Source organism: Collinsella sp. AF38-3AC (assembly GCF_003474365.1).
In the GTDB taxonomy this organism is placed as follows: Bacteria; Actinomycetota; Coriobacteriia; order Coriobacteriales; family Coriobacteriaceae; genus Collinsella.
Genome location: NZ_QROM01000001.1, coordinates 49,133 through 75,329, shown reverse-complemented (window position 1 = coordinate 75,329; position 26,197 = coordinate 49,133). Strand labels below are relative to the sequence as shown.

The following is a 26,197-nucleotide window of genomic DNA, read 5'->3' as shown; positions in this document are numbered from 1 at the left end:
CCGACGGTGGACACGTAGTAGCCCTCCGCCCAGAACTTCCTGTTGCCGAACTTGTACTTCATGTTCGCGTGCCTGTCGAATACCATCAGCGAGCTCTTCCCCTTCAGATAACCCATCACGCTCGACACGCTGTACTTCGGCGGTATCGCCAGCAGCATGTGGACGTGGTCGGGCATCAGGTGCCCCTCGATGATCTCTATCCCCTTGTACTGGCAGAGCTTCCTGAAGATCTCCCCAAGGTCGGACCTTATTTGGTTGTAGATGACTTTGCGCCTATACTTCGGCGTGAACACGACGTGGTACTTGCACATCCACTTCGTGTGCGACAGGCTGTAGGCCTTCTGGGCCATACGCCACCACCGCCCTCTCGACTCGGATTCCTTGCGGCCTGAACAATCGCAAGTGTCCGGCGAGGGGGCGGCTTTGTAAAGCCGGTTGTCCCCACCCGCATAGCGGGTGGTTTCTGATGCGGCGCGCTGCGCGCCCCGCACAGGCTAAAGCCTTTAAAAAAGAACGGGGCAGACTCCAGTGCGGAGTCTGCCCCGAAAAGAGAATGGCAAAGCAAGAACGTCGATGGACGAGAAAAGTGTCCGCAAGTCTCATGGCCATCACATCCCACCTGCCAAAGGGATGGGTGAGCGAGCGTTACTCCTGCTCGGACTCCTCAGCCTGCTTACGGCTGCGGATGAGGTGAGCCACGCCGATGCACAGCACCGCACCACCAGCAATCCAGGTGAAGGTCACGCCGTTAAGACCGGTCAGCGGAAGGCCCACGGACTTGGTGTTGCCGACGTTGATGGTGACCTCACCGGCGGCGGCGTTGGTGCCGGTGCCATCCGTGCCGGTCAGCTTGTTGTCGCCGGCAGTGCCGTCGAGCGTGCCGAAGGCGATGTCGGAACGGCCCTTGTCGGACTCGGAGACATCAGCCGAGAGGCCCGTCACTTTCATGGTCGCATCGTCGTACTTCGGGGTGATGGTGAAGGTGAAGGGGTCGGCCTTGGTGTAGGCATCGCCGGGGGCCTGGACCTCGGTCACTTTGTAGGAGCCGGCGTCAAGGCCGGAGACGGCGATCTTGCCGTCGTCGCCGGACGTGAACTTCACGTACTCGGGGAGTTTGCTAGCGTCGGCAACGGTCACGAGCTGGCCCGCGACGACTCCTGCGGCGGCGTCAGCCTTCGAGGCGACATACTGCCCCTGGGTGTTCGCGTCATCGGACTGGATGGCGAAGACAGCGCCCGCGAGGCCCTTCTCGGTGCCCTGGTCGACCTTGTTGAGGTTGAGCTTGAACGCGAAGTCGGCGACGGTGTCCTCGATCGTCGTGCCCGTACCCTCGGCATACGGGTTGTTTGAGTACGTGAGCGTAACGGTGTTGGGGTTGCCGCCCTTGTTGCCGTCAGTTGCGTTGCCGATCACGGCGCTGCCGTTGAGCTTGGCCTTGTAGAAGACGACGATCTTGGTATCTGCGGTCACACCGTCAACGTCCTTGAGGCCCTTCTTGCCATCGCCGACCTTGAACTCGACCGTCAGCTTGTTGGCGTCCCAGGCCACGTCGTACTTGCTCGCATCAATCGGAGAATAAGTGCCGCCGTTCACCGCGTACACCTCGACCGAGCCGCCGACGAAGTCAAGACCGCTGGAAAGCACGTCGGTGAACTTGTAGGCATAGGCGCTGAAGGTGGCGTAGTTGCTGGCGATGGTGCCGGTGAGCCGGTAGTTGACCTCCTGGCCGATCTGGGAATCGGCCACGTCCTTCCACTCGTTGGAGACCTTGATGTCGGCAACGCCGACGGCATCCGCGTCGTCGAGGACCTTCTTCTCGACCGTGGGAACACCCTTCTTTGGCGTGACGGTCGTCGTGCTTTTGCCATCGATCACGGCGTAGACAGGAGAGGTGAACGCGTCGGTCGAGCTGCCGTCAGGAGTGCCGGCGACAGCGGTGAGGAACAGCCAGTAGCCGGCGTCGAGGCCGGAAAGGGACGGGCTGCCCGCGGACGTCGTCTCCCAGCCGGACTTACCCTCCAGGCTGGCAGCGATCAAGCTCAGGACGTTGTCGCTCGCGACCTTCGAGTCGGTCCCGGTAACCCCGGTGTTGGCGTTCAGCCAATCGGCGGCATCCTGCGCGTGGTCGCTGGCAAAGGACGTGTCCTTCGCCTTGATGGCGTCCAGCACGGCTGCCTTGGCATCGTCGCTGGCCCACTCGATGTTGCTCAACGTCGCGGCCCCTCCGGTCGTCACGACCGTCGCCTTGAAGATCTTGATGCCCTTATAGGTCGTGGACTTCGCGTAATCGCTGTCCACGAATGTGACAGTCGACCCGCCCTCAGCAAACGCCATCGTGACCGGGGCCATAACTCCGCCGAAGCTCAGGGCTGCTGTGAGGCCGGCGGTTACTGCCAGGCGTGCGATGTTCTTGTTCACGCTCATCTTCTTTTCCTCCATTTTCCGGTTGGTTCTCATTCGATCGGTCATCATCTGTCTGTGTCTTAGCATCTACTTCGCTACGTCTCGCCCCGCTCTCTGTGGGGCTGCCAGCTACTCTTTATGGCTGCCACCTCCCCGCTTGACCAGGAGCGCGACCACGATGAGTGCGGCTCCGGCGACCGCTGCGGCGGCCGCGGCGTACATTGCCATATCGCCAGTCGAGGGCATAAAGCCTCCGGTGGTAATGCTAGGGGGTGTGCCGGTGGGCGTGTTGATGAGCGACGCCTCCAGGCTGCCCGTCGACCCGTCCGCGCTGTCGGCGCGCAGGGGCGACTCGGCCGTGATGGTGAGTTTGGGCTTGGCGGCGGCCACCTGGTCGACGTCCAGGCCCTCGGCCTTGACCGTCACAGAACGCGCGCCCTCGAAGGCGGTGTAGCCCTTGGGCGCCTTGAGCTCGCGGACCTCCAGCTTGCCCGAGTCCACGCCCGAGACGGTCACGCGGCCGTCCTCGCCCGTGGTGACGGTGGCCTTGCCCTCCGCATCCCACGTGCCTTCGGCAGCCAGTGTGCGACCGCGGTCGTCGGCGATGCTCAGGACCGCCCCGGCAAGCGGCTTGTCGCCGTCGCTGCCGCGCTTGGTGAGCGCGAGATCCCAGGTGTAGGCGCACGCATCGTCGCTCGGCGTGCGGGTGAAGCCGGCGTCGCCGGACTGGTCGGCAAAGGGAGAGCGCGGGTAGCGCAGGTAGACCTCGTTGGGGTTGCCCTTCGCGATGCCGCGGTTGCACGCGCTGTTGAGCGGCGCGTTGTACACGGCGACCACGCGGGCGCCCGCGGTAAAGGCGTCGGCCCCGCCAAGCGCGGCGATCAGGTCGCCGGTGCGCACGGTGAAGGTCTTGCCGTCCGCCGCTACCTTGGTGGCGCACTGGGCCGTGATGTCGGTCCAGCCCTGCGCGGGCTCGGTGCCGGCGCGGCCGTCCTTGCCGGCCGAGACGGCGTCGAAGCCGCCGTCCGCGCCCGCCGCCACGTACACGCGCATGCTCGCGGCGACCTTGGAGGGGTCGAGTCCCGCGCTCATGGTGTCGACGAACCGCACCGTGTAGGTGTCGTAGGCGGTGAGCCCGGCCGGGACCGTGGCAGAGAGGCGCCAGTACAGGTCGTCGGCGACCGTGGCGTCGGCGGCCTTCTGCCAGGCGGCGGTGCTGTCCTCCAGCACATGCTTGGCGACCTTGGGGGTCGCGGCCTTGGGCTTGACAGTGACAGCGCTGCCGCCGACCAGGGCCATGATCGGCGCGGTGCCGACCTCGCCCTGGGCGATGGCGTCGTCGTCGGCGACGATGAGCCAGTAGCCACAGGGCAGCTCGGCCGCCGTGCCCGCGTTAAGGGCCACAGACACGGCGCCAGAGCTCTGGAGGGAACGAGCGAGCTGTGCGCTCAGCGCGCTCGTAAGGTGGGAATCGGCGTTGAGCCACTCGGCAGCTTCCCGCGCGGTGGTCTGGGAATTGGGCATGCCGGCGCTGTGCAGCACAGGCAGCGCGGCGTCGCGCACGGCGTCGCTTGCCCAGGCGAGGTCGGTGGCAATCTTGGCGTCGCTGTCGCCGTCGACGACGTTGGCGCTAAAGATCTGGTAGGCGTCGTAGCTGCTCGCCACGGTGCCGCTCACCGTGATAGAACCGGTCGAGGTCGGCGCAGCCTGCGCGGATGCGGGGAATACAACCGCGCAGGTGCCGATCAGGAGGGTAAGCAGCGCAAACAAGATCGGGAAGGAGCAAACTTTCTTATTCACGACGCTCACCTCCCTTCGCATTCGCCTTGCGACGAATGTGCATCCAAGCCGCAGCAGCGCAAAGCACCGCCGCGCCGGCAAGGTACGTCAGAGTGACGCCCGACATACCAGAAAGGGGCAAAGAGGTGGAGTAGGTGTTGGTGAAGGTGGAGGCGGGGATGGCGTTGGGCTCGGCGTCCTTGCCGATGGTGTTACTCACAGTATTGCCCATGTCGTCCTTCACCTGCGTGACCGTGGTGGAGGTGGTGAGGCCGGAGTACTTGTCGGTCTTCTCGTCCAAATCGGCTATCACGGTGACGGCCACTTGGTACTCGGCCTTGGAGTAGCGGAGCTTGTCGATGGCATCGGCGTCGGGCGCGACCTCCTTCACCGTGTAGGTGTAAGTCTTGGCGCCCTTCGGGTTCGAAGCGTCGTTCGTGGCGAGGTACTCTTTGGAGAACGAGATTTCGCCAAAAGATGCCTCGATGTCGTTGACCTTGGTGGAGTCTGCGGGAGCGACGGAAATAATCCTCGAGTCAGGCATAGGCGCGCTATCCTTATTTGCCCCCGTAGCTTCAATGCTGAAATCGAACGCAACGTAGTTACCGCTGGAATCCTTCGGCCAGTCCGTATTACGGACGGATTTAATCACCGGGATTTTCACGGACGTAACGGAGCACGAGTCGGAGATGTACGTAATGCCATCAACGATGTTCGACTGCTCGTTCTCGATCCACGTAATGGAGCCGCTTTTGCTGTCCACCGTGAACTTGTTGTTCTTGTTCAGTTCGTAGCCAAACGGAGCCTGGGTCTCCGTGAGCGTGTACGTGCCCGGCAGCAGGCCCTCGAGCTTGAACTTGCCAGGCGCGGTGTCGGTGTCTACCCACGTGGTATCGCTCGAAGTCGACTGGTCGCTCACCTGATCTCTCACGGTCCAGGACTGGTTAACGGCCGCACCATCGGCGTCATTAGTCTTGGTGAGTTTCCACTCAGAACCAGCCAAAGGAGTGTGTTTTGTGTCGCCCTCCCCCACCTTGGTCCAAGACACCGTACCGGTGATCTTGGTGTTGGGAATGGCACCTGTGGGGTTATTCTCGAACGGAACATTTTTGCCGTTCTCATCCACGTAACCCTGAACGTAGTTCGGCTTCTCGCCAGTATTGTTCATAGTGGCATAGTAGATGGTGTCTGACTTCTGGTAGCCAGCCGGCGCCGTCTCCTCTTTGATGTAATACGTGAAGTAGTTGGTATCGTTGGAATTGCCGATGTTTGCCTTCTGGTTCAGATAGTTGAACTGAAGCTTGCCATCACCCGAAGCGTAATCATTTGCGCCACCGTCAGTCACCGTCACGATAGCGTCCTTGCCCGCGACAGCATTCTCGACAGAACCATAGATAGCCCACGAGGAACCAGGAAGCGACGTGTTGCCGTTCGCCGCATCGACCTTGCTCCACGCAACGGCGGAGCCGTCGGGCGTATACGACCCAGACCACGGAAAGTTGTGACGCTCCTGATCCATATCGATGACGGAAGCCGAGTTACCCTCATCAAATGCTGCGGCAACCTTCGGGCTGTTCATTGAGAAATCGACGCCCACATAAACGCGACCGTTGGTAGTCACATGGTCGTCGAAACTTCCGTTGGGAACGAGAATCGATCCGATCATAGCCGCCGCAGGATCGTCGTCAGTCCACTTGGCACCAATGGTTGCGCCACCGTATTCCCAGTCCGCGCGGTCCTCTCCCGCGATGCCGCCCCGAATGGTAAGGCTTTGCGTATCGACAAAGTTCCACATGACGGATTGAGAAGCCGTCGCGTATGCCTCGCCCAGCGGTGTGCCGGAATATTGAGTTTCGTAACCACGCGAAATCTCGGTACCCTTCCACCAAAAGCGCCAGCCATTGTGAAACTCAATATTCGAAGATCCGGTAACGTTCACAACAACCGAGGCGCCCTTGGGAATGCCCTCGAATGCGAAATCAACGCCACGATAATACTCGTTGTTGTATGTATTGCTCAGCTGAGAAGCATCGATGGTGAAGACCTGTTGCATAGAAGTTCCATCGCCGGTAAAGGTGATGAGTCGCTCGGTGTTGCGAATCGTATTGCTCGGGATTCCGGTATCGAGCGCATCGGAAACAAGCTTGTCGCTACCATCGAATTTGAGTGCATAGCTTGTTCCGTCGTTATTGTACTTGTTGATGACATAGTTGCTATTAGGCTCTGCAAAGCCGTTGACATCCACCTTGCCGGTTACTTCAAACGAGTTGAGCTGTTTCGATAGCTTCGAGAGGTACCCATCTTCACCGTTGTAGCTCGAATAATCGTTATTGTTGACATTAGTCAAATCAACAGTTGGAATGAACAGGTTGCTTTCCTGAGGGTTCTTGCCCTCGAACCAATTACCCTGCGTTGTCACCACGGATTGGCGTTCATAGTCGCTATCGCGCCAGTATGTGATGGGGCCTGCGATTTGCGCGGTGTAGGCAAAGCCGGAAGGAGTCGCGTCCTCAAAAGGTCTCTGCTGTCCGACCCAAGCGCCTTTGTTCCAAGCGCCAACGGTAGTCTTCCCCGGCAAGTCGCCGCTGTAACCAACGCTCATGTTGGTGATCGCACTGTCGATTCCAGCCACCGCAAGCACGGTGCTGCCGTCGACAGGACGGAACTGGGAACCAAAACCAACGGTGCCAAAGCGGAAACCAGCGCCAATACCTTCATAGGGCCAGCTCTCTTTGAGTGGATTCATGGCAAGCTTGCCACGGACCACGGTAAGGCCCTCCGCCTCAGCGGCATATGAGCCGGCGGGGGCGTTGCTCGCATCAAGAGTATTAGTGTTGCTCGGTTTTCCACCGATGTACATGTCGCGGCCGACGTAGGTGGCCACGCCGGGATCGGGGGTAGAGACATCGATATTCGTACCGATGCCGATAGGCGTGGGCTTGTAGATGCCCTTGTTCACAGTGGTAGCCGCGCTCGCAGAGGTGGCCGCGCTGAACGGGGACAGCAGCGTGCTTGCAACGAGAACAGTTGCCATAAAGCTACATGCGGCGAACTTCTTCACTTTGAGCACCCCATTACAGTTTCCTCGGTAGAAACTGTCTGGGTGTCGCTGGCGATGGCCTGCGAGATCGGGGGCATAACGAGCGACAGTACCAGGCTCAAAACGGAAGCTCCGCACAAAACACCTGCCAGCACACGGTGTGCCGCGTTATTGTTCTGCTTAGATTTATCTGAATTTGCTGTCATCGATGTCTCCTCCCCACGAGACCGCGATCTTACTCTTTCACTATCAAACGTATCTGCGCAATCTGTAATTGCGCTCGCGTAGTAATACTATTGTAACTATTGTTTAAACAACCGAGCAACAAAACCGACATTTTTGTAGTCAGTTCTCAATTCTCTTGACATTTGCTCGGATTAACCTTCGTTTATTCGCTATGAAATATCTATTTCTACAGGTAATTAAGCCAGTTATCAGTTTTTTAATAGCATTTTATTTATTTGCACAACATTTTGCTCAAGAGCAAGCATCCTGTGAACGGTCGAAAATCGACCGTGAACGGTAGGTCATTAACCGGGAGGAATAGACTACCAAATTGATGGGAATATCTTTAACTCATCGGTGGTTAGAAGCGTAATGTTCAGACAACCATATCTGAATTTGCGCGCAGATTTTAGGTATCAATTCGCCCAAATCGCCTGAGGCCGCCACGAAGGCGCCTGTCCCCTTTGTGGCGGCTCTCCCCCGGCGCTACAGCAGATGTTCCTCGATAAAGATCGCGATGCCGTCTTTGTCGTTGCTGGCGGTTACAAAATCGGCGGCGGCACGGGTGGCGTCGCTGCCATTTGCCATGGCCACGCCCACGCCGGCGTCAGCCACCATGCAGGTGTCGTTATCGGCATCGCCAAACACGCAGATGTTCTGGAGCTCCATGTCGTTGAGCTCCGCCACGCGCACAAGGCCGCGCGTCTTGGACACGCGCGGGTCCATGAACTCGTAGAGCCGCTGCGTGGTTTGCAGAGCCGCCGCCTTGACGGTGCTATCGGCAAACGTCGACGCCCGCTCAATCACCCGCGGCATTACCTCGGGTGCCATGGTAAACATCACCTTGGGCTGCGGCTCGCGCAAGAACTCGGCAAAATCGACCACCTTGTAGGGCACGCCGTCGACACGCGACAGGTGTTCGACGCACGCGTTGCTCTCGGGCACGTAGAACACGCCGTCTCGGGGGCAGACGGGCGTTGCCGGAAGGTCCGCCATGTGCTTGCAGATGCGCGCGATGGTCTCGCCCGGCAGCGGATAGCTCAGCTCGTTGATGTCGTGTGCGCGGTCGATGACCTCGGCGCCACCGCAGCCCACCAGCACGTCCACCAGGCCTTCGATGCCCCAGAGCTCGTACATGACCTCGGTCGCGTGGGCGTCGCGCCCGGTGCACAGGCCAAAGAGCACGCCGCGCTCGCGCAGGGCGCGGATCGCCGCCACGGTGCGCGGGGACACCGTGTGCTGGCTCGTGAGCAGCGTGCCGTCGATATCGCAGAACACGGCTTTGATGTGGCTGAAGGTGGTGTCCATGGGGGCCTTTCTGGGTTGTGCGGCGGTGTGGGGTGTATTCGTGAACGGCGTACATGGTATACCAAGGCGCGCACGGGGTGCTTGGGCGCAAAACCACCACAAAGGCGCCTGACCCCTTTGTGGTGGCCAAACCCGCGGGGTGGCCTGGCCCGGGGCGCAAACCATCACAACATTTGACGTTTTTCGGCAAAATCGCGATTTTCAACGAATGTTGTGATGGTTTTTACTGCTTTGCGGCACGATCCAAATGCCGGCGTCCAAACAGCAGCAGCGCCGCGGGAACTGCCGTCACGACCATGCCCGCACCAACGAGCGTCTGCTGCACGCCAAATGTCGCCGCCAGCCACGGGGCAATCGCCAGTGGCGCCACGCCGGCGAACATGTTGCCAAAGCCCATGACCGAGTTCACGCGACCGAGCTGCTCGAGCGGGGCCGTCGTTTGCACGATCGTGTTGTGGAGCGGGTTGACGATGCCCCAGGCCACGCCCAGGGCAATCTGGCCGACAAGGGCTACGCCCACGTACGGTGTCCCCACGTAAATCAGACTTCCCACGCCCACGGACATAAGCGCCCCGAGCAGCGTTTTAAGGTTGACCAGGCGCGGCGGCAAGCGGAGCGCGACCACGGCGCCTAGCACCGCGCCCACACCGCTGGCCGACGAGAGCCAGCCCATCCACTCGACACCGACGTGCAGGACATCGCGGTAGAAGAACGACTCCAGTGGATCGAAGGCGCCATAGCCAAAGTTCGAAAGAAAGATAATGAAGAACAGCAGGGCGAGGACGCTGTTGGTGAAGACTGTCTTGATGCTGGCTGCGAAGGTGGCGCGAGAAGATGTGTTGGGGTCGGGACTTTGGCTGGCCTTATCCGACGTGATGTCGCCGATTGCGGGTTTGCCTTCGTGTGTGGCGGCCTGACCTGCACTTTGCCTAAAGCCCCAACCGGCGGCGAGCGCCAGTACGGTAAAGATCATCATGAGCACAAACACCGCGCGCGACGACGCAGCCGCCGCGACAAAGCCGCCCAGCGTGGGTCCGACGATGATACTCACGTTTGAAAACATGGCGATGGCGGAGTTGATGTCTTTGAGCTCGACGGGATCATCGGTGAGGTAGGCCGGATAGGATGTGGCGATGGGCTGGGCGAACCCCATCACAAAGCCCAGGAGCACCGCGCCGAGCAGGACGATGCCGGTCGCGCTGCCAAAGGCGATAATCGCCGCGCCGGTTGTCAGCGCGCCGACGATGCTCAGCAAAAAATGGCGGCGCGGGCCCAAAGCGTCGAGCGCCGCTCCACCCGCAAAGGACCCCAGGATCACGAAAACGTTCATAAACAGAACGGCCAGCGATGTCGCCACGACCGAGGCATCGTCTGCATAGGTGAGCGTTCCGATGACGCCGATAAAGTAGCTGGTCTGAAAACCGGTGTAGATGAGAAAGCGCATCGCCACCAGGCGCTTGGCCTGCACGGACAGCGATGATTGAGGCTTTGAGAAAAGAGAGGCGAGCATGGAGACTCCTTGTTTCATACGAATGCGGACGGTGGGCATTCGCCACCGTCTGTCAAATCAATCTATCCGCATGAAACATTAAGGACGCATCAAGCCCCTTCTCTCCGTTTTTCGCCCGTCATGAACTACTTGGTAGATTGTAAGGCATGTCCCAAACATCTACTAAAGCAAAAACCGCCACAAAGGTGCCTGGCCCCTTTGTGGTGGAAATGACGTTTGCCCAGATAAAACCTGCCAAAATAAACCTGTCTCTTTTTGGCAGGTTTTAGGCCAGATGGTCTTGAATCAGGTCGCAGATGGCTCGGGCGTCGTTGATGTTGATGGCTCGGGTCGCTAAGCCGGCGTCGAATGCCTGGCGTGCCAGGGCCTCGTTGCAGGCAAGGGCCAGCGTGTGACCGTCGACCAGGTCGAGCGAGCTCTTGCCGCGTAGACGGTCGACACCGGAGCGCGCGACGACGATGTTGTCGAAGCCCTCGGTCTTGTAGCCCTCGATGATCACCACGTCGACATCGTTGTAACGCGACAGCAGCTCGCGCGCGGGCATCTCGTCCTCCTCGCGCGTGTCGGCGTACTCCGCCCAGCGCGTGGCGCAGATGAGGCCCACGTGCTTTGATCCGGCTTGGTGATGGCGCCAGGTGTCCTTAGCGGGCACGTCGATATCAAAGCCGTGATGCCCATGATGCTTGAGCGAACCCACGCGCAGGCCGCGGCGGGTGAGCTCGGCGATAACCTTCTCGACGAGCGTGGTCTTGCCCGAGTTTTGGTAGCCGATAAACGCGATCGCGGGGACGGCCGGGGCCGGAGCTGCGGGCGCGACGGCGACGGGCGCGCTCGCGGGTGCGGCACCGTCAGCGGCCACGGACTCAACGGCAGCGGCCTGACGCTCTGCGCGGTCCCACACGCCCGAGCGGCCGCCCTCCTTGTGCAGCAGGCGAACGTCAACGATCTCCATGCCGCGATCGACCGCCTTGCACATGTCGTAGATGGTCAGACACGCGGCACTCGCGCCGGTCAGCGCCTCCATCTCAATACCCGTCTTGCCCGTCACGCCCGCCGTAACCAGTACGTGAAAACCAACCTGCCCGTCCGCGCGCGCCGGCGCCCAGCCCTCGGGCACGTCCTCGACGGGCGTCCCCGCCGGCGCGATAGGCTCGATATCGCACTTACTCTTGGTAACGAGCAGCGGATGGCACATGGGGATGATGTCACTCGTGCGCTTGATGGCCATGATGCCCGCTACGCGCGCGCAGGCAAGCACATCGCCCTTTTTGGCGCGATCCTGCAGCACCATGGCCTGCGTCTCGGGATGCATGAGGATGGTGCCCTCGGCGATGGCGATGCGATGGGTCTCGGCCTTGTCGGACACGTCGACCATACGAACCTCGCCCTTGGCATCCACATGCGTTAGCTCGTCGCGGCGGGCGTCGCGAGTCGGCTCGGCAGCAGCGCCGGCAGACGGCTGTGCGGTCGCGTCGGCGTTGCCAGCATTCGCCGCAGCCGTGACTTTGTGGGCAGACATCGCGGCCCTGCGAGCGGCCTTGGTGGCATCGGCGTACCTGCTCTTGGCCATATGATCCTCCTCCGATTTGGGACATAAATCGTTGCGTGCCCTCAATTATCGCGTGTTCCTGCGGTTTGTGGGCCACGGCATCGCGCCAAATCGAAAGCACCTGCATATCATCACCACGGCGCAGCGCCTCACGCACCGAATACTCGGCATCGGCGAACAGGCACGGACGCACGTTGCCGTCGGCCGTCAGGCGCAGGCGGTTGCAGCTCGCGCAAAATGGTTGGACATGGCGCTGATAAAGCCGACCGTTCCCTCCGCACCCGGAAAGCGCCAATAGCGCGCGGGACCCGTGCCGGCAGGAGCGTCGGTGATGTCGAGCGGTTCGAGCTCGCCCAGGCCCACCGTGGCGGCCCCGGCATTGACGCGCGCCCGTGGCTCGTCGCTCGGCACGGTGTCGCTCGCATCCCACAGCGCCGGATTGAGCGTGGGCGCATGAGGGTCCACGGCGCAATGCGAGCTCGTACGCTCGTCGCCGATGGGCATGTATTCGATGAAGCGCAGGTGAATGGGACGGTCGACGGTCAGGCGCGCGAGGGCCGCCACATCTTGGTTGAGCCTGCGCACAACAACGCAGTTGACCTTGACGGGCTCAAAGCCCCAGGCCAGCGCCGCGTCGATGCCGGCCATGGTCTGCTCGAGCCGGCCCAGGCGGGTGATCTCTTCAAACAGCACGGGGTCGAGCGTATCGAGTGAAATGTTGACGCGGTTAAGCCCGGCGTCTTTGAGCTGCGACGCCAGCTTGGGCAGCAGGGCGCCATTGGTGGTAAGCGAGATGTCCTCGATCTGCGAAATCGCGCGGATGTCGCGAATGAGCGGGATGATACGGCGGCTGACCAGCGGCTCGCCACCCGTCAGGCGCACGCGGCGAATGCCCTCCCCCGCAACCAGGCGCACAAAGCGGGCGATTTCCTCGGCGCTGAGCAGCTCGTCGTGCACGCGGGGCGCCACGTCTTCGGCCGGCATGCAGTAAATGCAGCGGAAATTGCCCTTGTCGGTAACGGCAATACGCAGGTAGTTGATATTGCGGCCAAAACCGTCATGATGCACGCGCCCGTCCACGCAGCCCTCCCCTCACGCTGGTCTTTATTCTTTAGGGAATATAGTACCGCACGGGAAGAATAGGTCGACATGCGTACGACACGACGCAGGGCGAATGGCGTTTTCTAGCGCGAACTCGACATGGTTCAACGCACCTACATTCAATTGGAAATGCCTACGCACGCAACTTTTTCGCCCGGTCCTCAACACAAACCTTGACTCTACAATCGTTATAGGGTTTTCACTACACTGGTAGCTAAACGACCCAAGCCAGAAAGTGCCCCGCCCATGGAACACGACCTCACACGCGGCAACGTCCTCAAGACCATCGCGGTCTTTGCCCTGCCCTATATGCTCTCGTACTTTTTGCAGATGCTCTACGGCATGGCCGACCTGTACATGATGGGACAGTTTAGCGGCGCGGCCGGCATCACCGCCGTGGGCAACGGCGCGCAGACGCTCTATATCATTACCGTGACGCTCGTGGGCCTGGCCATGGGAACGACGGTCATCGTCGGCCACGCCGTGGGTTCGCGCCGCTTTGACCGCGCCGAGGCCGCCATCGGCAACACCATCACGCTCTTTATGGGCGTCTCGGTGGTACTGGCCGCCGTCTTATTTGCGTTGTGCCCGCAGATCGTGGCGCTCATTGGCACGCCGGCCGAGGCGGTCGAAGGCACCGCTGCCTACCTGCGCATCTGCTTTGTCGGCATTCCCTTTATCGCCGCGTACAACATCCTCTCGGCCATCTTTCGCGGCCTGGGCGATTCGCGCTCGCCCATGTACGTGATCGGCGTGGCGTGCATCATCAACATCGCGCTCGACTTTTTGTTTATCGGCCACATGGGACTCGGTCCCGTGGGCGCGGCACTCGGCACGGTAACCGCCCAGACGGCAAGCGTTGCCCTCGCGCTCGTGTGGCTCAAGAGCCGCCGCACGCACATTCACCTCAAGCGCAGCGACCTGCGCCCCCAGCCCGAGGTGCTCAGCAGCATCCTTAAGATCGGCGTGCCCGTTGCCGTGCAGGACGGCTGCATCCAGGTGGCGTTTATGTTCATCACCGTCATCGCCAACCACCGAGGGCTCGTCGACGCCGCTGCCGTGGGCTTGGTCGAAAAGATGATCAGTTTTTTGTTTATCGTGCCGAGTTCCATGGGCGCCACCGTCAGCGCGCTCACGGCGCAAAACGCCGGCGCGGGCAAGGGCGACCGCGCGCGTCAGGTGCTCAAAGATGCCATGACCATCTCGGTGATATATGGCTGCCTGATCACGGTGCTGATGTGGCTGGTGGCACCGGCGTTTCTCGGCTTTTTTGCCAAGGACGCCGCGGTCGTTGCGGCCGGCACCGGCTATATGCGCAGTTATATTTTTGACGCGATCTTTGCCGGCATCCACATTTGCTTTAGCGGTTTTTTCGCTGCGTATGGCAAGAGCTACATCGGCTTTGCGCACAACGTGCTGGCAGTGGTGCTCATTCGCGTGCCCGGCGCGTGGCTGCTGTCGAACGCCTACTCCGACACGCTGTTCCCCATGGGCATCGCCTCGCCGTGCGGGTCGATTCTATCGGTAATTATTTGCGTGGTGGCGTTTACCGCGCTCAACCGTCGCGGGGCTTTTGACAAGCTGATGGCGTAGCAGCTCGTTCGTGTCATACGACGGCTGCGCTGCATGGCCCCGGCGTTCCCCCGCACATCGAAAGGAGCGGTCCCATGACCGACTCGCCAACTGAACATACCGAGGGCTTGCTCCGCATTGGCGAGGTGGCGCGCCTGTTTAACCTGAGTGTGGGCACGCTGCGCCATTACGAGCAGATGGGCTTGCTGGATCCGGCGCACATCGATCCGGCGAGTGGGTACCGCTACTACGGATCGCGGCAGCTCTCCACCCTCAACACCATCAGCCACCTGCGCGTTCTTGACTTGCCGCTCGCACAAATCCGCGAGTTTGTGACTACGCGCGATGTGGACCTTATGCAGCGGCAGCTGGCTCAGCAGCAGGAGCTCATCGAGCGCAAGCGCCGTGAATTGGAGCGCGTATCGCGCAAGATCGATAACCGGCTTGCCCTGCTGCACGATGCCTTGAACACCAAGCTCGACACCATTTGCACAATCGATGCGCCCGAGCTTCGCTGCGCCGTGCTGCGCGAACGCGTCAACCCTACCAACGCCTATGCGCTGGAGTGGCAGATTCGTCAGCTGCAGAAAGGCCAGCACGAGACGTTTGTTTTTCTGGGCAACTTGGGCGTCGGGATTGGCGCCGAGCGCCTCGCCGCCGGTGATTTTGATGGCTACGACGAGGTCTTTCTGCTGCTCGATGACACCGATGATTACTTGGGCAACGTCGAGACGCGACCTGCCGCGCGTTGCCTGACCATCAGCTTCCGCGGCACGCACGGGCAAGCGGGCCCGCGCTATAAGCAGCTGCTCGGCTATATGCGCGAACATAACCTGACACCCGCCGGTCCGTCGCGCGAAATTGCCCTGATCGATGACATCATCAGCGACGACCCCGCAACCTACGTGACGCAAATCACGGCGCCGGTTGCCCCATCCAAATAAGAGCCGCCCGGGAGGCATCATGTTTTCCGGGCGGCTCTTCAATTTGATTATCGTTGCACTAAGCCTGGGGCACCTCACCAGTCGCAAGAATCTGCTCGAGTGCGTCCTCATCCAATACAGGCACGCCCAGCTGCTCGGCTTTGGTGAGCTTGGAGCCCGCTTTGGGGCCGGCAACCAGATAGCTCGTCTTCTTTGACACGCTGCCCGAAACCTTGGCGCCGAGCACCTTAAGTGCCGCGCCCGCCTCATCGCGCGTGCGGTTGACGAGCGTGCCCGTCAGCACGAAGGTCAGACCCGCGAGCGGCTGTGCATCGGCGAGCTCGCCTGCCACGCCAGCGTCGGCTGCGGCCTGCGCATGCGCGGCGCCCAAGTCGACCTCGAGCGACAGGCCCGCCTGGCGCAGACGCTCCAACACGGCAAGGTTCTCGGGCACGGCCAGGAACTGTTTGATGCTCGCCGCAATCTTGGGACCGATGCCCTCGCACTCGGCGATGTCCTCTTCGCTTGCCAAGATGAGCTTGTCAATCGACAGGAATCGTTCGGCGATGACCTCGCCCACACTCTTGCCCACGTGGCGGATACCCAGGGCAAACAGTACGCGACCGAGCGGCTGGCTCTTGGACTTGTTGAGCTCGGCGATGATTTTCTCGGCCGTCTTGAGGCCCACCGGGATGGGGTCGCCCTTCTTGACGCCCTTTTTGCTGTTGGAGCTGGCATACACGCGACCCGTGTCTAGGCCGGCAATGTCGTCGACCGTGAGCTGGTAGAAGTCGGCGACATCGTGGATCAGGCCAGCAGCGATCATCTTGTCGACGATCTCGTCGCCTAGGCCGTCCACGTCCATGCAGCCGCGGCTCACCCAGTGGAGCAGGCGCTCCTTGAGCTGCGCCGGGCAGTCGATGGACACGCAGCGATATGCCACCTCGCCATCCTCGTGGACCACGGGGCTGCCGCACACGGGACAGACCTCTGGCATGTGCCAGTCGACACTGTCGACCGGGCGCTTGTCGAGCACCGGGCCCACGACCTCGGGGATCACGTCGCCCGCCTTGTGCACGATGATGGTATCGCCCTCGCGCACATTTTTGCGGCGAATCTCGTCGATGTTGTGCAGCGTAGCGCGCGCGATGGTGGAACCGGCGACTGTCACCGGGTCGAACTCGGCGACCGGCGTGAGTACGCCGGTGCGACCAACCTGGATGCGAATCTCGCGCAGGATGGTCTGCTTTTCCTCGGGCGGGAACTTAAAGGCAATGGCCCAGCGCGGTGCGCGGGCGGTAAAACCTAGGTCGAGCTGCTGCTGGAAGCTGTCAACCTTTACGACCACGCCGTCGATGTCGTAGTCCAGGTCGCCGCGGTGCTCGAGCGCCTGGGCACAGAACTCGTGGACCTCGGCCGGCGCGGCGCAACGAGCCACGTTGGGGTTGACGCTAAAGCCGGCGTTGCGCAGCCAGTCGAGAAATTCGCGCTGGCTGTGGACGTGCAACGGGTCGGTATCGGCGATGGCGTAAATAAAGGTGGCCAGGTCGCGGCGAGCCGTGACCTTGGGATCCTTCTGACGCAACGATCCGGCGGCGGCGTTGCGCGGGTTGGCGAAGGGATCGCGGCCCTCGGCGTCAGCCTCGTCGTTGAGGCGCACAAAGCTGCCCTTAGGCATGTAGACCTCACCACGCACCTCGATGCTACGCTCGCGGTCGGCGCCCATGTGGGCGAGCGCCGGCTCGGACAGGTGCATGGGCACATCCTTGATGGTACGGACGTTGAGCGATACGTCCTCGCCCGTGGTGCCATCGCCACGTGTGGCCGCGCGCACAAAGGTGCCGTTTTGATAGGTAAGCGCCACGCCCAGACCGTCGATCTTAAGCTCGCAGGTATAGGTGACGCTGCCGGCACCGAGCGCATCCTCGGTGCGTTGGAGCCATGCGTCGAGCTCGTCCAGATCCATGGCATCGTCCATGGAATACATGCGCGCCATGTGCGTTACCGGCGTAAACTGCTCGCTCACGTAGCCGCCCACGCGCTGGGTATAGCTGTCGGGCGTCACCAGGTCAGGATAGGCCGCCTCGATCTCCTGCAGCTCAACGAGCATTTTGTCAAAGGCGGCGTCCGTGATCTCGGGCGCATCGAGCATGTAGTAGCGATAGGCATGGTAGTCGAGCTCGTGGCGCAGCTCGGCCGCGCGCGTTGCCGCCTGGGCACGGACATCGGTCGGTGCGGTGGCTTCCGCGATCGCGGGCGTTTCGGTATCGATGTCCACGCCGTCACCAAACAGGCTCGATTGCTCCATAGCGGCACTCCTTCGCTCGATTTCAAACGGATACTAGAGTACCACCGGTCGCAATGAGGCCGAATAGCGGTCTCGAACCGCACCGAATCGGCAGCCGCCAGACTGGGGTGGACAGTTAGTTCAGAAACGTATAAATCCTAGAGCTGGATCAGGCACGAACACCCCTGTTTCAACAAATTTGGGCTCCCTGAGACCATGTAAACGTCCCGCTCTCCCTCCCAAACACCCATTCAAGCCCCATCCCAATCAAAAATTGCTCAAAACGCATCCCAAGCTGCCCCAGATTTATACGTTTCTGAACTAACTGTCCAGGCCATTCCGAACCAAGCCTCTTGCCAGCCACAAGTGCTCCGTTTTCCTCCGTCCCCAAGGGATCATCGCGAAAAGAGGGGGCTGCCCCGCGTTGGCGGGACAGCCCCCTCTGGCTTCGATATGTGTGGAGTGGCTCGTTAGTAACCCTGACCGTAGCCCTGGCCCTGGCCCTGCTGGCCTAGCAGCTCCTCCAGGTACTGGCGCAGCTGTTCGTCGGTAATACCGCCGTTGCCGGTGTCGGTCGCGTTGTCGTCCTGCTGCTGGTTCTGCAGCTCCTCGTCGGAGCCCAGTTCAACCGTGACCTTCTTCTCTTCCTTGCCGCGCATGAGCGTGATCTCGACCTTCTCGCCCACCTCGTGGCTGCGCAGTGCGATGATCAGGCCATCGGCGCTCGTGATCTCGTCGTCGCCCAGCTTGGTGATGACATCGCCCTCCTGAATGCCGGCCTTGGCAGCAGGACCATCCTCAACGACGCTCGCCACATACGCGCCGCTATCGGTGCTCAGCTTGTTGGTGCGGGCGTTGAGCGCGTTGACGCTCGAAAGCGTAGCGCCCATGTACGGATGCACCGGCGTCTTGCCGTCGATGATCTGGTCGGCAATGTTCTTGGCATAGTTGACCGGAATGGCAAAGCCCACGCCCGAGCTGGAGCCCGAATAGCTCTCGATGAGCGAGTTGATACCCACAAGCTCACCATTGTCGTTGACGAGCGCGCCGCCGGAGTTGCCCGGGTTGATAGCGGCGTCGGTCTGAATCATGTTGGCATAGATGGTATTGCCGCTGGTAGAGCTCATGGCCGTGGAGCGATACAGCGCCGACACGATACCCGTGGAGACAGACTGCTCGTTGCCAAACGGCGAACCGATCGCCATGACCCACTCGCCCACGTTGAGCTTGGAAGAGTCACCGATCTCGATCGGGGTGAGCTTGGAGGCATCGGCATCCTTGAGCTTGATGACGGCGAGGTCGCTCGAGGCATCGTTGCCCACGAACTCGGCCTCATAGGTGGTGCCGTCGTCCATGGTCACCACGTACTGGTCGTAACCATCGACCACGTGGTTGTTGGTGAGGATGTGGCCCTCGGTATCGAGCACCACGCCCGAACCGACGCTGCCCGAGCTATCCGACTCGTCGGCAGACTGCGAAAGCGAGCCATTCTGGCTGCCGCTCGAAGTTGCGGTGATGGAAACGACGGAGGGCAGCGCCTTGGCAGAGACGGCCTCGGCCAGCGTGGTGTCCTCGGAGTCGATGGTGATCTTTTGCGTCGACGAACCCGAAGCGCCCGCCGTCACGGCATTCTTACCGCCGCCGATATCGAGCGTGCCACTCATAATGAGCGCAATGACCAGCAAGGCTCCGCAGGCACAGCCGGCGAGTGCCGTAATAAAGATCGGCAGCTTTTTGGTCTTGGTCTTGACCACCGTATGCTTGTTCACGACCTGCGCACCGCCCAGCGGCTTGCCGGTCTGCGTGTCGTAGGCCTGCACGTAGGGAATGTTGCCGTCGGCAGGCGTCGACTCCACCTGTACGCGCGGCTGCTGCTGAGTCTCGCCGGCGTTGCCCGCATCCTGAGGACGCTGGGAATCGTTCTCGCTCATAGCTGCGATCCTTTCGTCAAATAACCAAAGGCCCGCCAAACATGTGGCGGGCCATCATTGTTCACGTTGAGTTGTACCCCAATATGCGTGCGCAAGTGTATGAGAACGAAATCTTTTAGGAAGGTTTAAGTTCTGTTGCAGACCCGAAAGGGACCCTCACCTGTGGCAAAGCCACCACAAAGGTGCCTGTCCCCTTTGTGGTGGAAATCTAGTCCTTAAACAGATAGCCCACGCCGCGGACGGTGGTGATGTGTGCCGCGATCTGCGGGCCCACCTTGGAGCGGATGCGTCGGATATGCACGTCGACGGTACGCGTACCGCCGCAGTACTCAAAGCCCCACACGCGGTGCAGCAGCACCTCGCGGCTGTAGGCGCGGTTGGGGTGCGTGGCCAAAAAGCTCAGCAGCGAGTACTCCATCAGCGTCAGGTCGATGGGCTCGTTATCGAGCGTCACCTGGTAGGTAGCCAGGTTGATCTCGAGGTTGTCGATGTTGAGTACATCGTCGGCGGTGACGGTCTCCTCCTCGCCCATCAGGCGCTGCGCACGAGCCTTGAGCTCGTTGGGCGTCGCCGTGGGGCATACAAAGTCGGCATGCGCGTGATTGGGCAGGCGCAGGGTGCCGAGCGCCTCGTCGTCGACGATCACCAACATGGGAACGCCACCGCGGTCGTCAAGCCACTTGGCAATCTGATCGATGCGGTCGCTGCGGATGCCATCAGAATCGAGGATCAGCAGGTCAAAGTCGTGCGCCGCAGTCGGCGAATCGGGGGTGGCCAGGCTCACCTCGACACCCAGGGTGGTCGTCAAGCTGCGGGCAAACTCGTGGAAGCGCGTCGTGCGCGCCATGAACAGGGCACTCTTTTCGGACATATCGGCCTCCATAAAAATGAGCTCAATCGTACTGGGACAAGCCAGCGCGATTAGGAGTTCGCCAGGTAGTGCTTGATCTCCCATTCGGTGATCGTGGATTCGAACTTATGCCACTCGTCGCGCTTCTTTTTGAGGAAGAAGCTATGGATGTGCTCGCCGAGGGCATCCTTCATAAACTGCGAGTCCTCAAAGACGTCGAGCGCCTCTTTAAGCGAGCGCGGCAGCGGCGTATAACCGGCCTCGAGCATCTGGCGGTCGTTGAGCTTGAGCGTCTCGGCCGTGGCCTCGGGCGGGAGCTCCAGCTTGCGCTCGATGCCGTCAAGCCCGGCCGCCAGTGTGACGGCGTTGACCAGGTACGGGTTGGCCATGGGATCGGGGCTACGAAGCTCGATGCGCGTGGACAGCTGCTTGCCGGGCTTGTAGACCGGGATGCGAACCATGCTTGCGCGGTTGCGCAGGCCCCACGTGGCGTACTGCGGCACGGAGTCGCCGCCCGTGGTGATGCGCTTGTACGAGTTGACGGTGGGGTTGGTGATGGCGCTGATCTCGCGCGCGTGCGCCAGGATGCCGGCCATGTAATGCTTGGCGACGTCGGAGAGATGGTACTTCTCGTCGGCCTCGCCCCAAAAGACGTTGTTGCCGTCGTGGTCGAACAGCGACTGATGCAAAAACATGGCGCTGCCGTCCTCGCCCGCCAACGGCTTGGGCATAAAGGAGGCGTGGCAGCCGCTCTCGTAGGCCTGCTGCTTAATGATGAGCTTGGCCGTGGTGATGGCGTCGGACATGCTCAGGGCCTCGGCGTGGCGCAGGCTCATGCCGTGCTGCGAGCGACCGGCGGCATGGAAGGTGTACTCCACGGGCACGGACATCTTCTCGAGCGTAAGGACCGTGTTGCGGCGCAGGTCGCGTGCGGCATCGCTCACCGAAAGATCGAAGTAGCCCACGTTGTCGAGAGGCTCGGGCGTGTGCTCGTCGGGGAAGTAGTAATACTCCAGCTCGGCGCCCACGTTGAGCAGATAGCCGGCTTTCTCGGCCTTGCGGAACATGCGACGCAACGCATCGCGCGGATCGCCGGCGAAGGGCTTGCGGTCGGGGGTGCACACATCGCAGAACACGCGGGCAACGCCGTTATGGCTCGGACGCCACGGCAGGATCTGGAAGGTCGAAGCATCGGGAAACGCCAGCATATCGGCTTCCTCGGGCGTGGCAAAACCCTCGATGGCGGAGCCGTCAAAGCCAATGCCCTCCTCAAATGCGACCTCGAGGTCCTCGGGGCTAATGGCAAAGTTTTTGAGGCGGCCGAGAATGTCGACAAACCACAGACGCACAAAGCGGATGTCACGCTGCTCTACGGAGCGGAGTACGTAATCGATGTTCTGCTGGTTCATGTCGCTCCCCTTTCTTTCGGGCGGGTTTCGACTGGTCTATACCGCAGATACTATCGCAGAAAAATGTTTCCGCAGGGTTAAAGCGTATCAAGCGCTCAAAAAACGTGCGCGAGCAGGCGGGTGCCAAGCACGAACGAATGGTTAGCGCGAGGTCGAAGCGCGGTGTTCAATGTGACCGGGGATCTCGATGCGCTTGGGGGCGAGCCTTGCGGCCTCGCCCACCGTGGTGGTGACCACATCGATGCGATCGGACAGACGCTCGACTACGCGCTTGGCAATGGTGACGGTGTCCTGCGCGGCCGTGGTCACGCCGCCAAAGAGCACGTGGTTCCAGGGATAGTCGTCAAACGTTGCGATCTTGAGACCCGCCGGCAACGAGGGTCCCAACTGTGCCAGCGCCTCGGTCAGACGCAGAAAGACCAGGCCGTTGACGGCGATAAGGCCGAGCTTTTTGCCCGCATAGTCGCGGATGGCCTCGTCCAGGCGGCCGACACCCGCGGCGCCACCGTCGGCCAGGGTGACGACCTCGCCGGTCAGGCCGCGACGCGAGAGCTCGTCGGCAAAGGCCTCGGCGCGCTCGCGACGCACGGGACTGTCGTCGCTTGCCTCGGTGAGCAGGCACAGGTGCTCGCTGCCCGCGGCGACCAAGGCGTCTACCAGGCCGGCGACCAACTCGCGGTTGTTAGAGGTCACCAGATCGATGCCGCCATTGGCAACATCGCGGTCGAGCAGAACGACAGGCAGGCGCCCCGCGGCCGCGGCGATCGCCTTGTCGTTGCCACCACAGGTGTTGACGATCAGGCCGTCCACGCCGGCATCGATAAGTCTGGTGAGCGACTCCGCCTCCTTGGCGGGGTCGTTGCCGCTGATGGCCGTCATGAGCGAGCTGCCGCGCGCGGCGGCGCTGGCGGAAAGCCCTTCGAGCATGGCACTGGAGAACGGGTTGACGATGTCTGCCAAGATCACGCCAATGAGGTTAGTGCGCGAGCTGCGCAGATTGCGTGCGGCGGCACGTGGGCGATAGCCGTTGCGCTCGATAACCGCCGCGATGCGAGCGCGGGTTTCCTCGGTCATCTGCCCGGGGCGGTTATTGAGATAGCGCGAAACCGTGGCCGGGCTCACGCCCGCCTCGGCGGCAATGTCTTTGATTCTCATCTGCGCCATAGCGCACCCCGTTTCCCAATTGTCGGCAACCTGAGCCATTTTAGGCATTTTTTTTAAAAACTCGCTTGCAAAACGCTGTAGGTGAGCAGCATCGTTTTTGCGTCTCGAACAGATGCGGTGATGGGCTAGATAGACGAGTCTTTAGGCAGCTCAAAGTAGTCGGGATGCAAGGCGATAACCGGGCCCTGCTCCTCGGGCATCAGATGCAGGTGTGTCTCTGCCAGGTAGCTCGCCGTGTCGGTATCGCCCCTCTTAATGGCCTCGAGAATCCGGCGATGCTGCCGACGAATCGGCTCCCAATCCAGATCCTGCGACACCATACGCAACCAGTTGTAGCGCTCAAAATGTGTGTTGACGCTCTTCATCCAATCCCACAACATGTGGCGACCGGCAATCTCAAAACACGTCTCATGGAACAGATTGTCCAGATCGAAAAAGCGACGCGTTTCGCTATGGTCGAGCGACTCGGACTCGGCAAGAATCCGCTCGAGCCGCTGCTTTTGCTCGGGCGTGGCGGCAGAGCAGCATTTAATGAGCACGCTTCTCTCGAGTTTCTCTCGCAAGAAACAGGCGTTCTCGGCGCGCTCCATGCTGATTTTTGAGACATAAGTGCCGCTTTTGGGACGCGTTTCCACCAGCTCCTGCTCACGCAGGCGCACAAAAGACTCGCGAATGGGCGTGCGCCCGATTCCCGTCTCCTTTTCCAGACCAATCGCCGAAAGGCGCGTGCCAGGCTTGAGCTCGGCATAGATGATCTTGGAGCGCAATGCGTTGTATGCCTGATCTTGCAGGCTCTGATAATGCTGGTGCTGTTCCATAAAGCCCTCGGATGAAGCCCACGGTTTGCCGAATATCACCACGTAATACTATCGCATCCCCCATTCCCTCAGTTGCGGTGAAATAGGGCGCGCTCACGTCGCTAGGATCACAAGAGCAAGCGGCGGCATCCCGAAACCCGGGACACCACCGCTGTTTTGCTATCGGATGGCGCAGAGACGCCCCCCTCATGCGCCAGGGGATTGATTAGAGCTCGCAGGCGACCTTGTAGCCATCGCCGATGGCGTCGCGGATGTTGCCGCACTTCTGGGCATCGCCCAGCACGTGGGTGACAACGCCGGCAGCGGCAAGGTCATCGGCAAGCTTGGTATTGGGGCGGTAGCCCATGGCAAGCACCAGCGTATCGGCATCGGCGATGGTGTGGATCTGGCCATCCTTTTCGTAACTGATGGTGTCCTCGGTAATCTCGGTCACCTTGGCCTCGGTCAGCACGTGAACGCCCTTGGAGAGCATGCGCGTGATGAGCACCGCGCGACCGGCACCGCCCTCGTTGGCGGCGAGCGTCTTGGTCATCTCAATGACGGTGACATCGCGATTGGCCGGCGACAGGTCGTTGACCAACGGGGCCAGGTAATCGGCCGTCTCGCAGCCGACGGTGCCGCCGCCCACGATGACGATCTTCTTGCCCGGGAAGGCCTTGCCGCCCAGCAGGTCGTCAGCCGTCATAACCTGCTTAAAGCCCTGCATAAAGGCCGGAGCGATGGGCTCGGCGCCATAAGCCAAGACAACCTCGTAGCCCGCGTAATCGCGCTGAATGTCCTCGGCCGAAAGCTCGGTACCAAAGACGCACGTGACGCCGGCCTCGGCCAGGCGACGGTACTGATACTTGATCACGCGGGTGAGTTCCTGCTTTGCCGGCGGAACGGCTGCGATGCGCATCTCGCCGCCCGACTCATCCTGCTTGTCCACGAGCACCACGTTATGGCCGCGCTTGGCGGCAATGTAGGCCGCCTCCATGCCCGCGGGGCCGGCGCCCACGACGAGCACGTTCTTGGCCTCGGCGGCAGGCTCGTAACCGGCCTCGTCGCGCTCCACGTCCGGGTTGACGGTGCAGGAGATGCGCTTGCCGAACATGATGCCGTTCAGGCAGCGCAGGCAGCCGATGCAGGGACGAATCTCGTCGGCGTTGCCGGCAGCCGCCTTGTTGCAGAACTCGGCATCGCACAGATTGGCGCGGCCCATCATGCAGATGTCGGCAGCGCCGTCCTCGATCAGCTCCTCGGCAATCCATGCCTCGTTGATGCGGCCGACCGTGGCAACGGGAATGTTCACATGCTTTTTGATCTCGCGCGAACAAGCGGCGTGCGAAGCCTGCTGTGTACCAGCGGCGGGAATTGCAGAGCCGCGCTTGATGGTGGTACCGCCCGACACGTGAATCATGTCGACGCCGGCCTTCTCCAGGCGACGCGAGACGTAGATCATGTCGTTGAGGGTCAGGCCGCCATCGGTGTACTCGTCGCCCGAGATACGGACGTCGATGATGAAGTCCTTGCCGCAACGCTCGCGAATCTCGGCGATGACCTCGAGCAAGAAGCGCATGCGGGCGTCGAGCGAGCCACCATACTCGTCGGTACGCTTGTTATAGAGCGGGGTCAAAAAGCCGCCGAGCATGCCATGGGCGTGCGCCGCATGGACCTCGACGCCATCGACGCCGGCCTTCTGCATACGCACGGCGGCGTCGCCGAACTGATGCGTGAGCTCGTGGATCTCATCGACCGTGATGGGGCGCGGCGCCTCGCGGGCATAGGAGGGGCCCACAAAGGACGGAGCGATCAGGCGCGGCGTGCCCGGAATGTTAAAGGCCATGTAGGCGGGGTGGAAGAGCTGCGGCATGATCTTGCAGCCGTACTCGTGGACGGCCGCGGCGAGCTTTTCCCAACCGGGGATAAACGAGTCGTCGTAGCAGCACATGTCACCCGGCAGATAGGTATAGGTGGGCTCGACCGTCACGACCTCGGTGATGATCAGGCCCACGCCGCCCTTGGCGCGGGCACGGTAGTGGTCGACCAGGTCTTCGGTCACGTAGCCATGGTCGGCCAGGTTGGTGGACACCGGCGGCATAAAGACGCGGTTCTTAACCTCGGTCGTACCGACCTTGATCGGGCTGAAGAGCATCGGGTAGGCGGAGGACTCCATACAGGGTTCCTTTCGTTTGAGCCGCTCGGCGGCGGTTGCTGATGTACCTATCGTATCAGCAACCGCCGTATCTGCACTCGCTCGCACTCCTCACCTTCAATCCCGACCCTCACAAAAAAGTTGCGGTGGAATACGGAGTAGATAAGGCCTTTGGCAGCAAAAACAGTCCGTAT

16 protein-coding genes and 2 pseudogenes are annotated in these 26,197 nt (G+C 61.4%); 2 read left to right on the top strand and 16 right to left on the bottom strand.

Annotated features, from left to right (window positions below):
• The 9 genes and pseudogenes from tnpA to DW029_RS00235 all read right to left on the bottom strand — a co-directional run.
• Positions 1-350, bottom strand: a pseudogene (gene tnpA / locus DW029_RS00275) (IS200/IS605 family transposase); the annotation flags it as partial.
• Positions 351-645: 295 nt separating this feature from the next.
• Positions 646-2,424, bottom strand: coding sequence for an isopeptide-forming domain-containing fimbrial protein (locus tag DW029_RS00270; RefSeq protein ID WP_158557575.1), 1,779 nt, complete (start codon positions 2,422-2,424; stop codon positions 646-648).
• A 108-nt stretch (positions 2,425-2,532) separates the two neighbouring features.
• Positions 2,533-4,203, bottom strand: coding sequence for a SpaA isopeptide-forming pilin-related protein (locus DW029_RS00265; protein WP_158572571.1), 1,671 nt, complete (start codon positions 4,201-4,203; stop codon positions 2,533-2,535).
• Positions 4,196-7,216 (bottom strand): SpaA isopeptide-forming pilin-related protein, encoded by a 3,021-nt coding sequence (locus DW029_RS00260; RefSeq protein WP_147351851.1) that lies wholly within the window; start codon positions 7,214-7,216, stop codon positions 4,196-4,198. Before DW029_RS00260 ends, DW029_RS00265 begins: the two co-directional genes overlap by 8 nt.
• 717 nt (positions 7,217-7,933) lie before the next feature.
• Positions 7,934-8,755 carry an HAD family hydrolase gene (locus tag DW029_RS00250; RefSeq protein WP_118344974.1) on the bottom strand — a complete coding sequence of 274 codons (822 nt, stop codon included), beginning with the start codon at positions 8,753-8,755 and terminating at the stop codon, positions 7,934-7,936.
• Positions 8,756-8,978: 223 nt separating this feature from the next.
• A complete protein-coding gene (locus DW029_RS00245) occupies positions 8,979-10,265 on the bottom strand; it encodes an MFS transporter (protein WP_158572569.1) in 1,287 nt (428 codons plus the stop codon).
• A gap of 265 nt (positions 10,266-10,530) precedes the next feature.
• Positions 10,531-11,835: a molybdopterin-guanine dinucleotide biosynthesis protein B gene (mobB, locus tag DW029_RS11820; RefSeq protein ID WP_118344972.1), complete on the bottom strand. Its 1,305-nt coding sequence runs from the start codon at positions 11,833-11,835 to the stop codon at positions 10,531-10,533.
• A 109-nt stretch (positions 11,836-11,944) separates the two neighbouring features.
• A pseudogene (locus tag DW029_RS11580) lies at positions 11,945-12,025 on the bottom strand (hypothetical protein); the annotation flags it as partial.
• A complete protein-coding gene (locus tag DW029_RS00235) occupies positions 12,022-12,894 on the bottom strand; it encodes a GTP 3',8-cyclase MoaA (protein ID WP_233543747.1) in 873 nt (290 codons plus the stop codon). The pseudogene DW029_RS11580 and the gene DW029_RS00235, both read right to left, overlap by 4 nt.
• Positions 12,895-13,161: 267 nt before the next feature.
• Here DW029_RS00235 and DW029_RS00230 point away from each other — a divergent pair, with 267 nt between their 5' ends.
• The gene (locus tag DW029_RS00230) at positions 13,162-14,508 is read left to right on the top strand and encodes an MATE family efflux transporter (RefSeq protein ID WP_118344971.1); all 1,347 of its coding nucleotides are present in this window, start codon (positions 13,162-13,164) and stop codon (positions 14,506-14,508) included.
• Between the two features lie 74 nt (positions 14,509-14,582).
• Positions 14,583-15,431, top strand: a complete 849-nt coding sequence (locus DW029_RS00225; protein ID WP_118344970.1) for a MerR family transcriptional regulator — start codon at positions 14,583-14,585, stop codon at positions 15,429-15,431.
• A gap of 58 nt (positions 15,432-15,489) precedes the next feature.
• On the opposite strand, the gene ligA is transcribed toward DW029_RS00225, so the two are convergent.
• The 7 genes from ligA to DW029_RS00190 all read right to left on the bottom strand — a co-directional run bounded on the left by ligA (position 15,490) and on the right by DW029_RS00190 (position 26,024).
• The gene (gene ligA, locus DW029_RS00220; protein WP_118344969.1) at positions 15,490-17,718 is read right to left on the bottom strand and encodes an NAD-dependent DNA ligase LigA; all 2,229 of its coding nucleotides are present in this window, start codon (positions 17,716-17,718) and stop codon (positions 15,490-15,492) included.
• Between the two features lie 449 nt (positions 17,719-18,167).
• The gene (locus DW029_RS00215; protein WP_118344968.1) at positions 18,168-19,628 is read right to left on the bottom strand and encodes a S1C family serine protease; all 1,461 of its coding nucleotides are present in this window, start codon (positions 19,626-19,628) and stop codon (positions 18,168-18,170) included.
• Between the two features lie 208 nt (positions 19,629-19,836).
• Positions 19,837-20,499: a response regulator transcription factor gene (locus DW029_RS00210; protein ID WP_006234733.1), complete on the bottom strand. Its 663-nt coding sequence runs from the start codon at positions 20,497-20,499 to the stop codon at positions 19,837-19,839.
• Positions 20,500-20,549: 50 nt separating this feature from the next.
• Positions 20,550-21,887 carry a glutamine synthetase family protein gene (locus DW029_RS00205; protein WP_118344967.1) on the bottom strand — a complete coding sequence of 446 codons (1,338 nt, stop codon included), beginning with the start codon at positions 21,885-21,887 and terminating at the stop codon, positions 20,550-20,552.
• Between the two features lie 141 nt (positions 21,888-22,028).
• Positions 22,029-23,051 carry a LacI family DNA-binding transcriptional regulator gene (locus DW029_RS00200; RefSeq protein ID WP_158572567.1) on the bottom strand — a complete coding sequence of 341 codons (1,023 nt, stop codon included), beginning with the start codon at positions 23,049-23,051 and terminating at the stop codon, positions 22,029-22,031.
• Positions 23,052-23,176: 125 nt separating this feature from the next.
• Positions 23,177-23,869 (bottom strand): GntR family transcriptional regulator, encoded by a 693-nt coding sequence (locus tag DW029_RS00195; protein ID WP_147351850.1) that lies wholly within the window; start codon positions 23,867-23,869, stop codon positions 23,177-23,179.
• Positions 23,870-24,074: 205 nt separating this feature from the next.
• Positions 24,075-26,024, bottom strand: a complete 1,950-nt coding sequence (locus tag DW029_RS00190) for an NAD(P)/FAD-dependent oxidoreductase (protein ID WP_118344964.1) — start codon at positions 26,022-26,024, stop codon at positions 24,075-24,077.
• Between the last annotated feature and the right edge of the window lie 173 nt (positions 26,025-26,197).

Excerpts from the sequence above, each read along its gene's own strand:
- DW029_RS00270 (WP_158557575.1), bottom strand. The coding sequence starts at position 2,424 with ATGAGCGTGAACAAGAACATCGCACGCCTGGCAGTAACCGCCGGCCTC.
- DW029_RS00260 (WP_147351851.1), bottom strand. The coding sequence starts at position 7,216 with ATGGCAACTGTTCTCGTTGCAAGCACGCTGCTGTCCCCGTTCAGCGCG.
- DW029_RS00250 (WP_118344974.1), bottom strand. The coding sequence starts at position 8,755 with ATGGACACCACCTTCAGCCACATCAAAGCCGTGTTCTGCGATATCGAC.
- DW029_RS00245 (WP_158572569.1), bottom strand. The coding sequence starts at position 10,265 with ATGCTCGCCTCTCTTTTCTCAAAGCCTCAATCATCGCTGTCCGTGCAG.
- mobB (WP_118344972.1), bottom strand. The coding sequence starts at position 11,835 with ATGGCCAAGAGCAGGTACGCCGATGCCACCAAGGCCGCTCGCAGGGCC.
- DW029_RS00230 (WP_118344971.1), top strand. The coding sequence starts at position 13,162 with ATGGAACACGACCTCACACGCGGCAACGTCCTCAAGACCATCGCGGTC.
- DW029_RS00225 (WP_118344970.1), top strand. The coding sequence starts at position 14,583 with ATGACCGACTCGCCAACTGAACATACCGAGGGCTTGCTCCGCATTGGC.
- ligA (WP_118344969.1), bottom strand. The coding sequence starts at position 17,718 with ATGGAGCAATCGAGCCTGTTTGGTGACGGCGTGGACATCGATACCGAA.
- DW029_RS00215 (WP_118344968.1), bottom strand. The coding sequence starts at position 19,628 with ATGAGCGAGAACGATTCCCAGCGTCCTCAGGATGCGGGCAACGCCGGC.
- DW029_RS00210 (WP_006234733.1), bottom strand. The coding sequence starts at position 20,499 with ATGTCCGAAAAGAGTGCCCTGTTCATGGCGCGCACGACGCGCTTCCAC.
- DW029_RS00205 (WP_118344967.1), bottom strand. The coding sequence starts at position 21,887 with ATGAACCAGCAGAACATCGATTACGTACTCCGCTCCGTAGAGCAGCGT.
- DW029_RS00200 (WP_158572567.1), bottom strand. The coding sequence starts at position 23,051 with ATGGCGCAGATGAGAATCAAAGACATTGCCGCCGAGGCGGGCGTGAGC.
- DW029_RS00195 (WP_147351850.1), bottom strand. The coding sequence starts at position 23,869 with ATGGAACAGCACCAGCATTATCAGAGCCTGCAAGATCAGGCATACAAC.
- DW029_RS00190 (WP_118344964.1), bottom strand. The coding sequence starts at position 26,024 with ATGGAGTCCTCCGCCTACCCGATGCTCTTCAGCCCGATCAAGGTCGGT.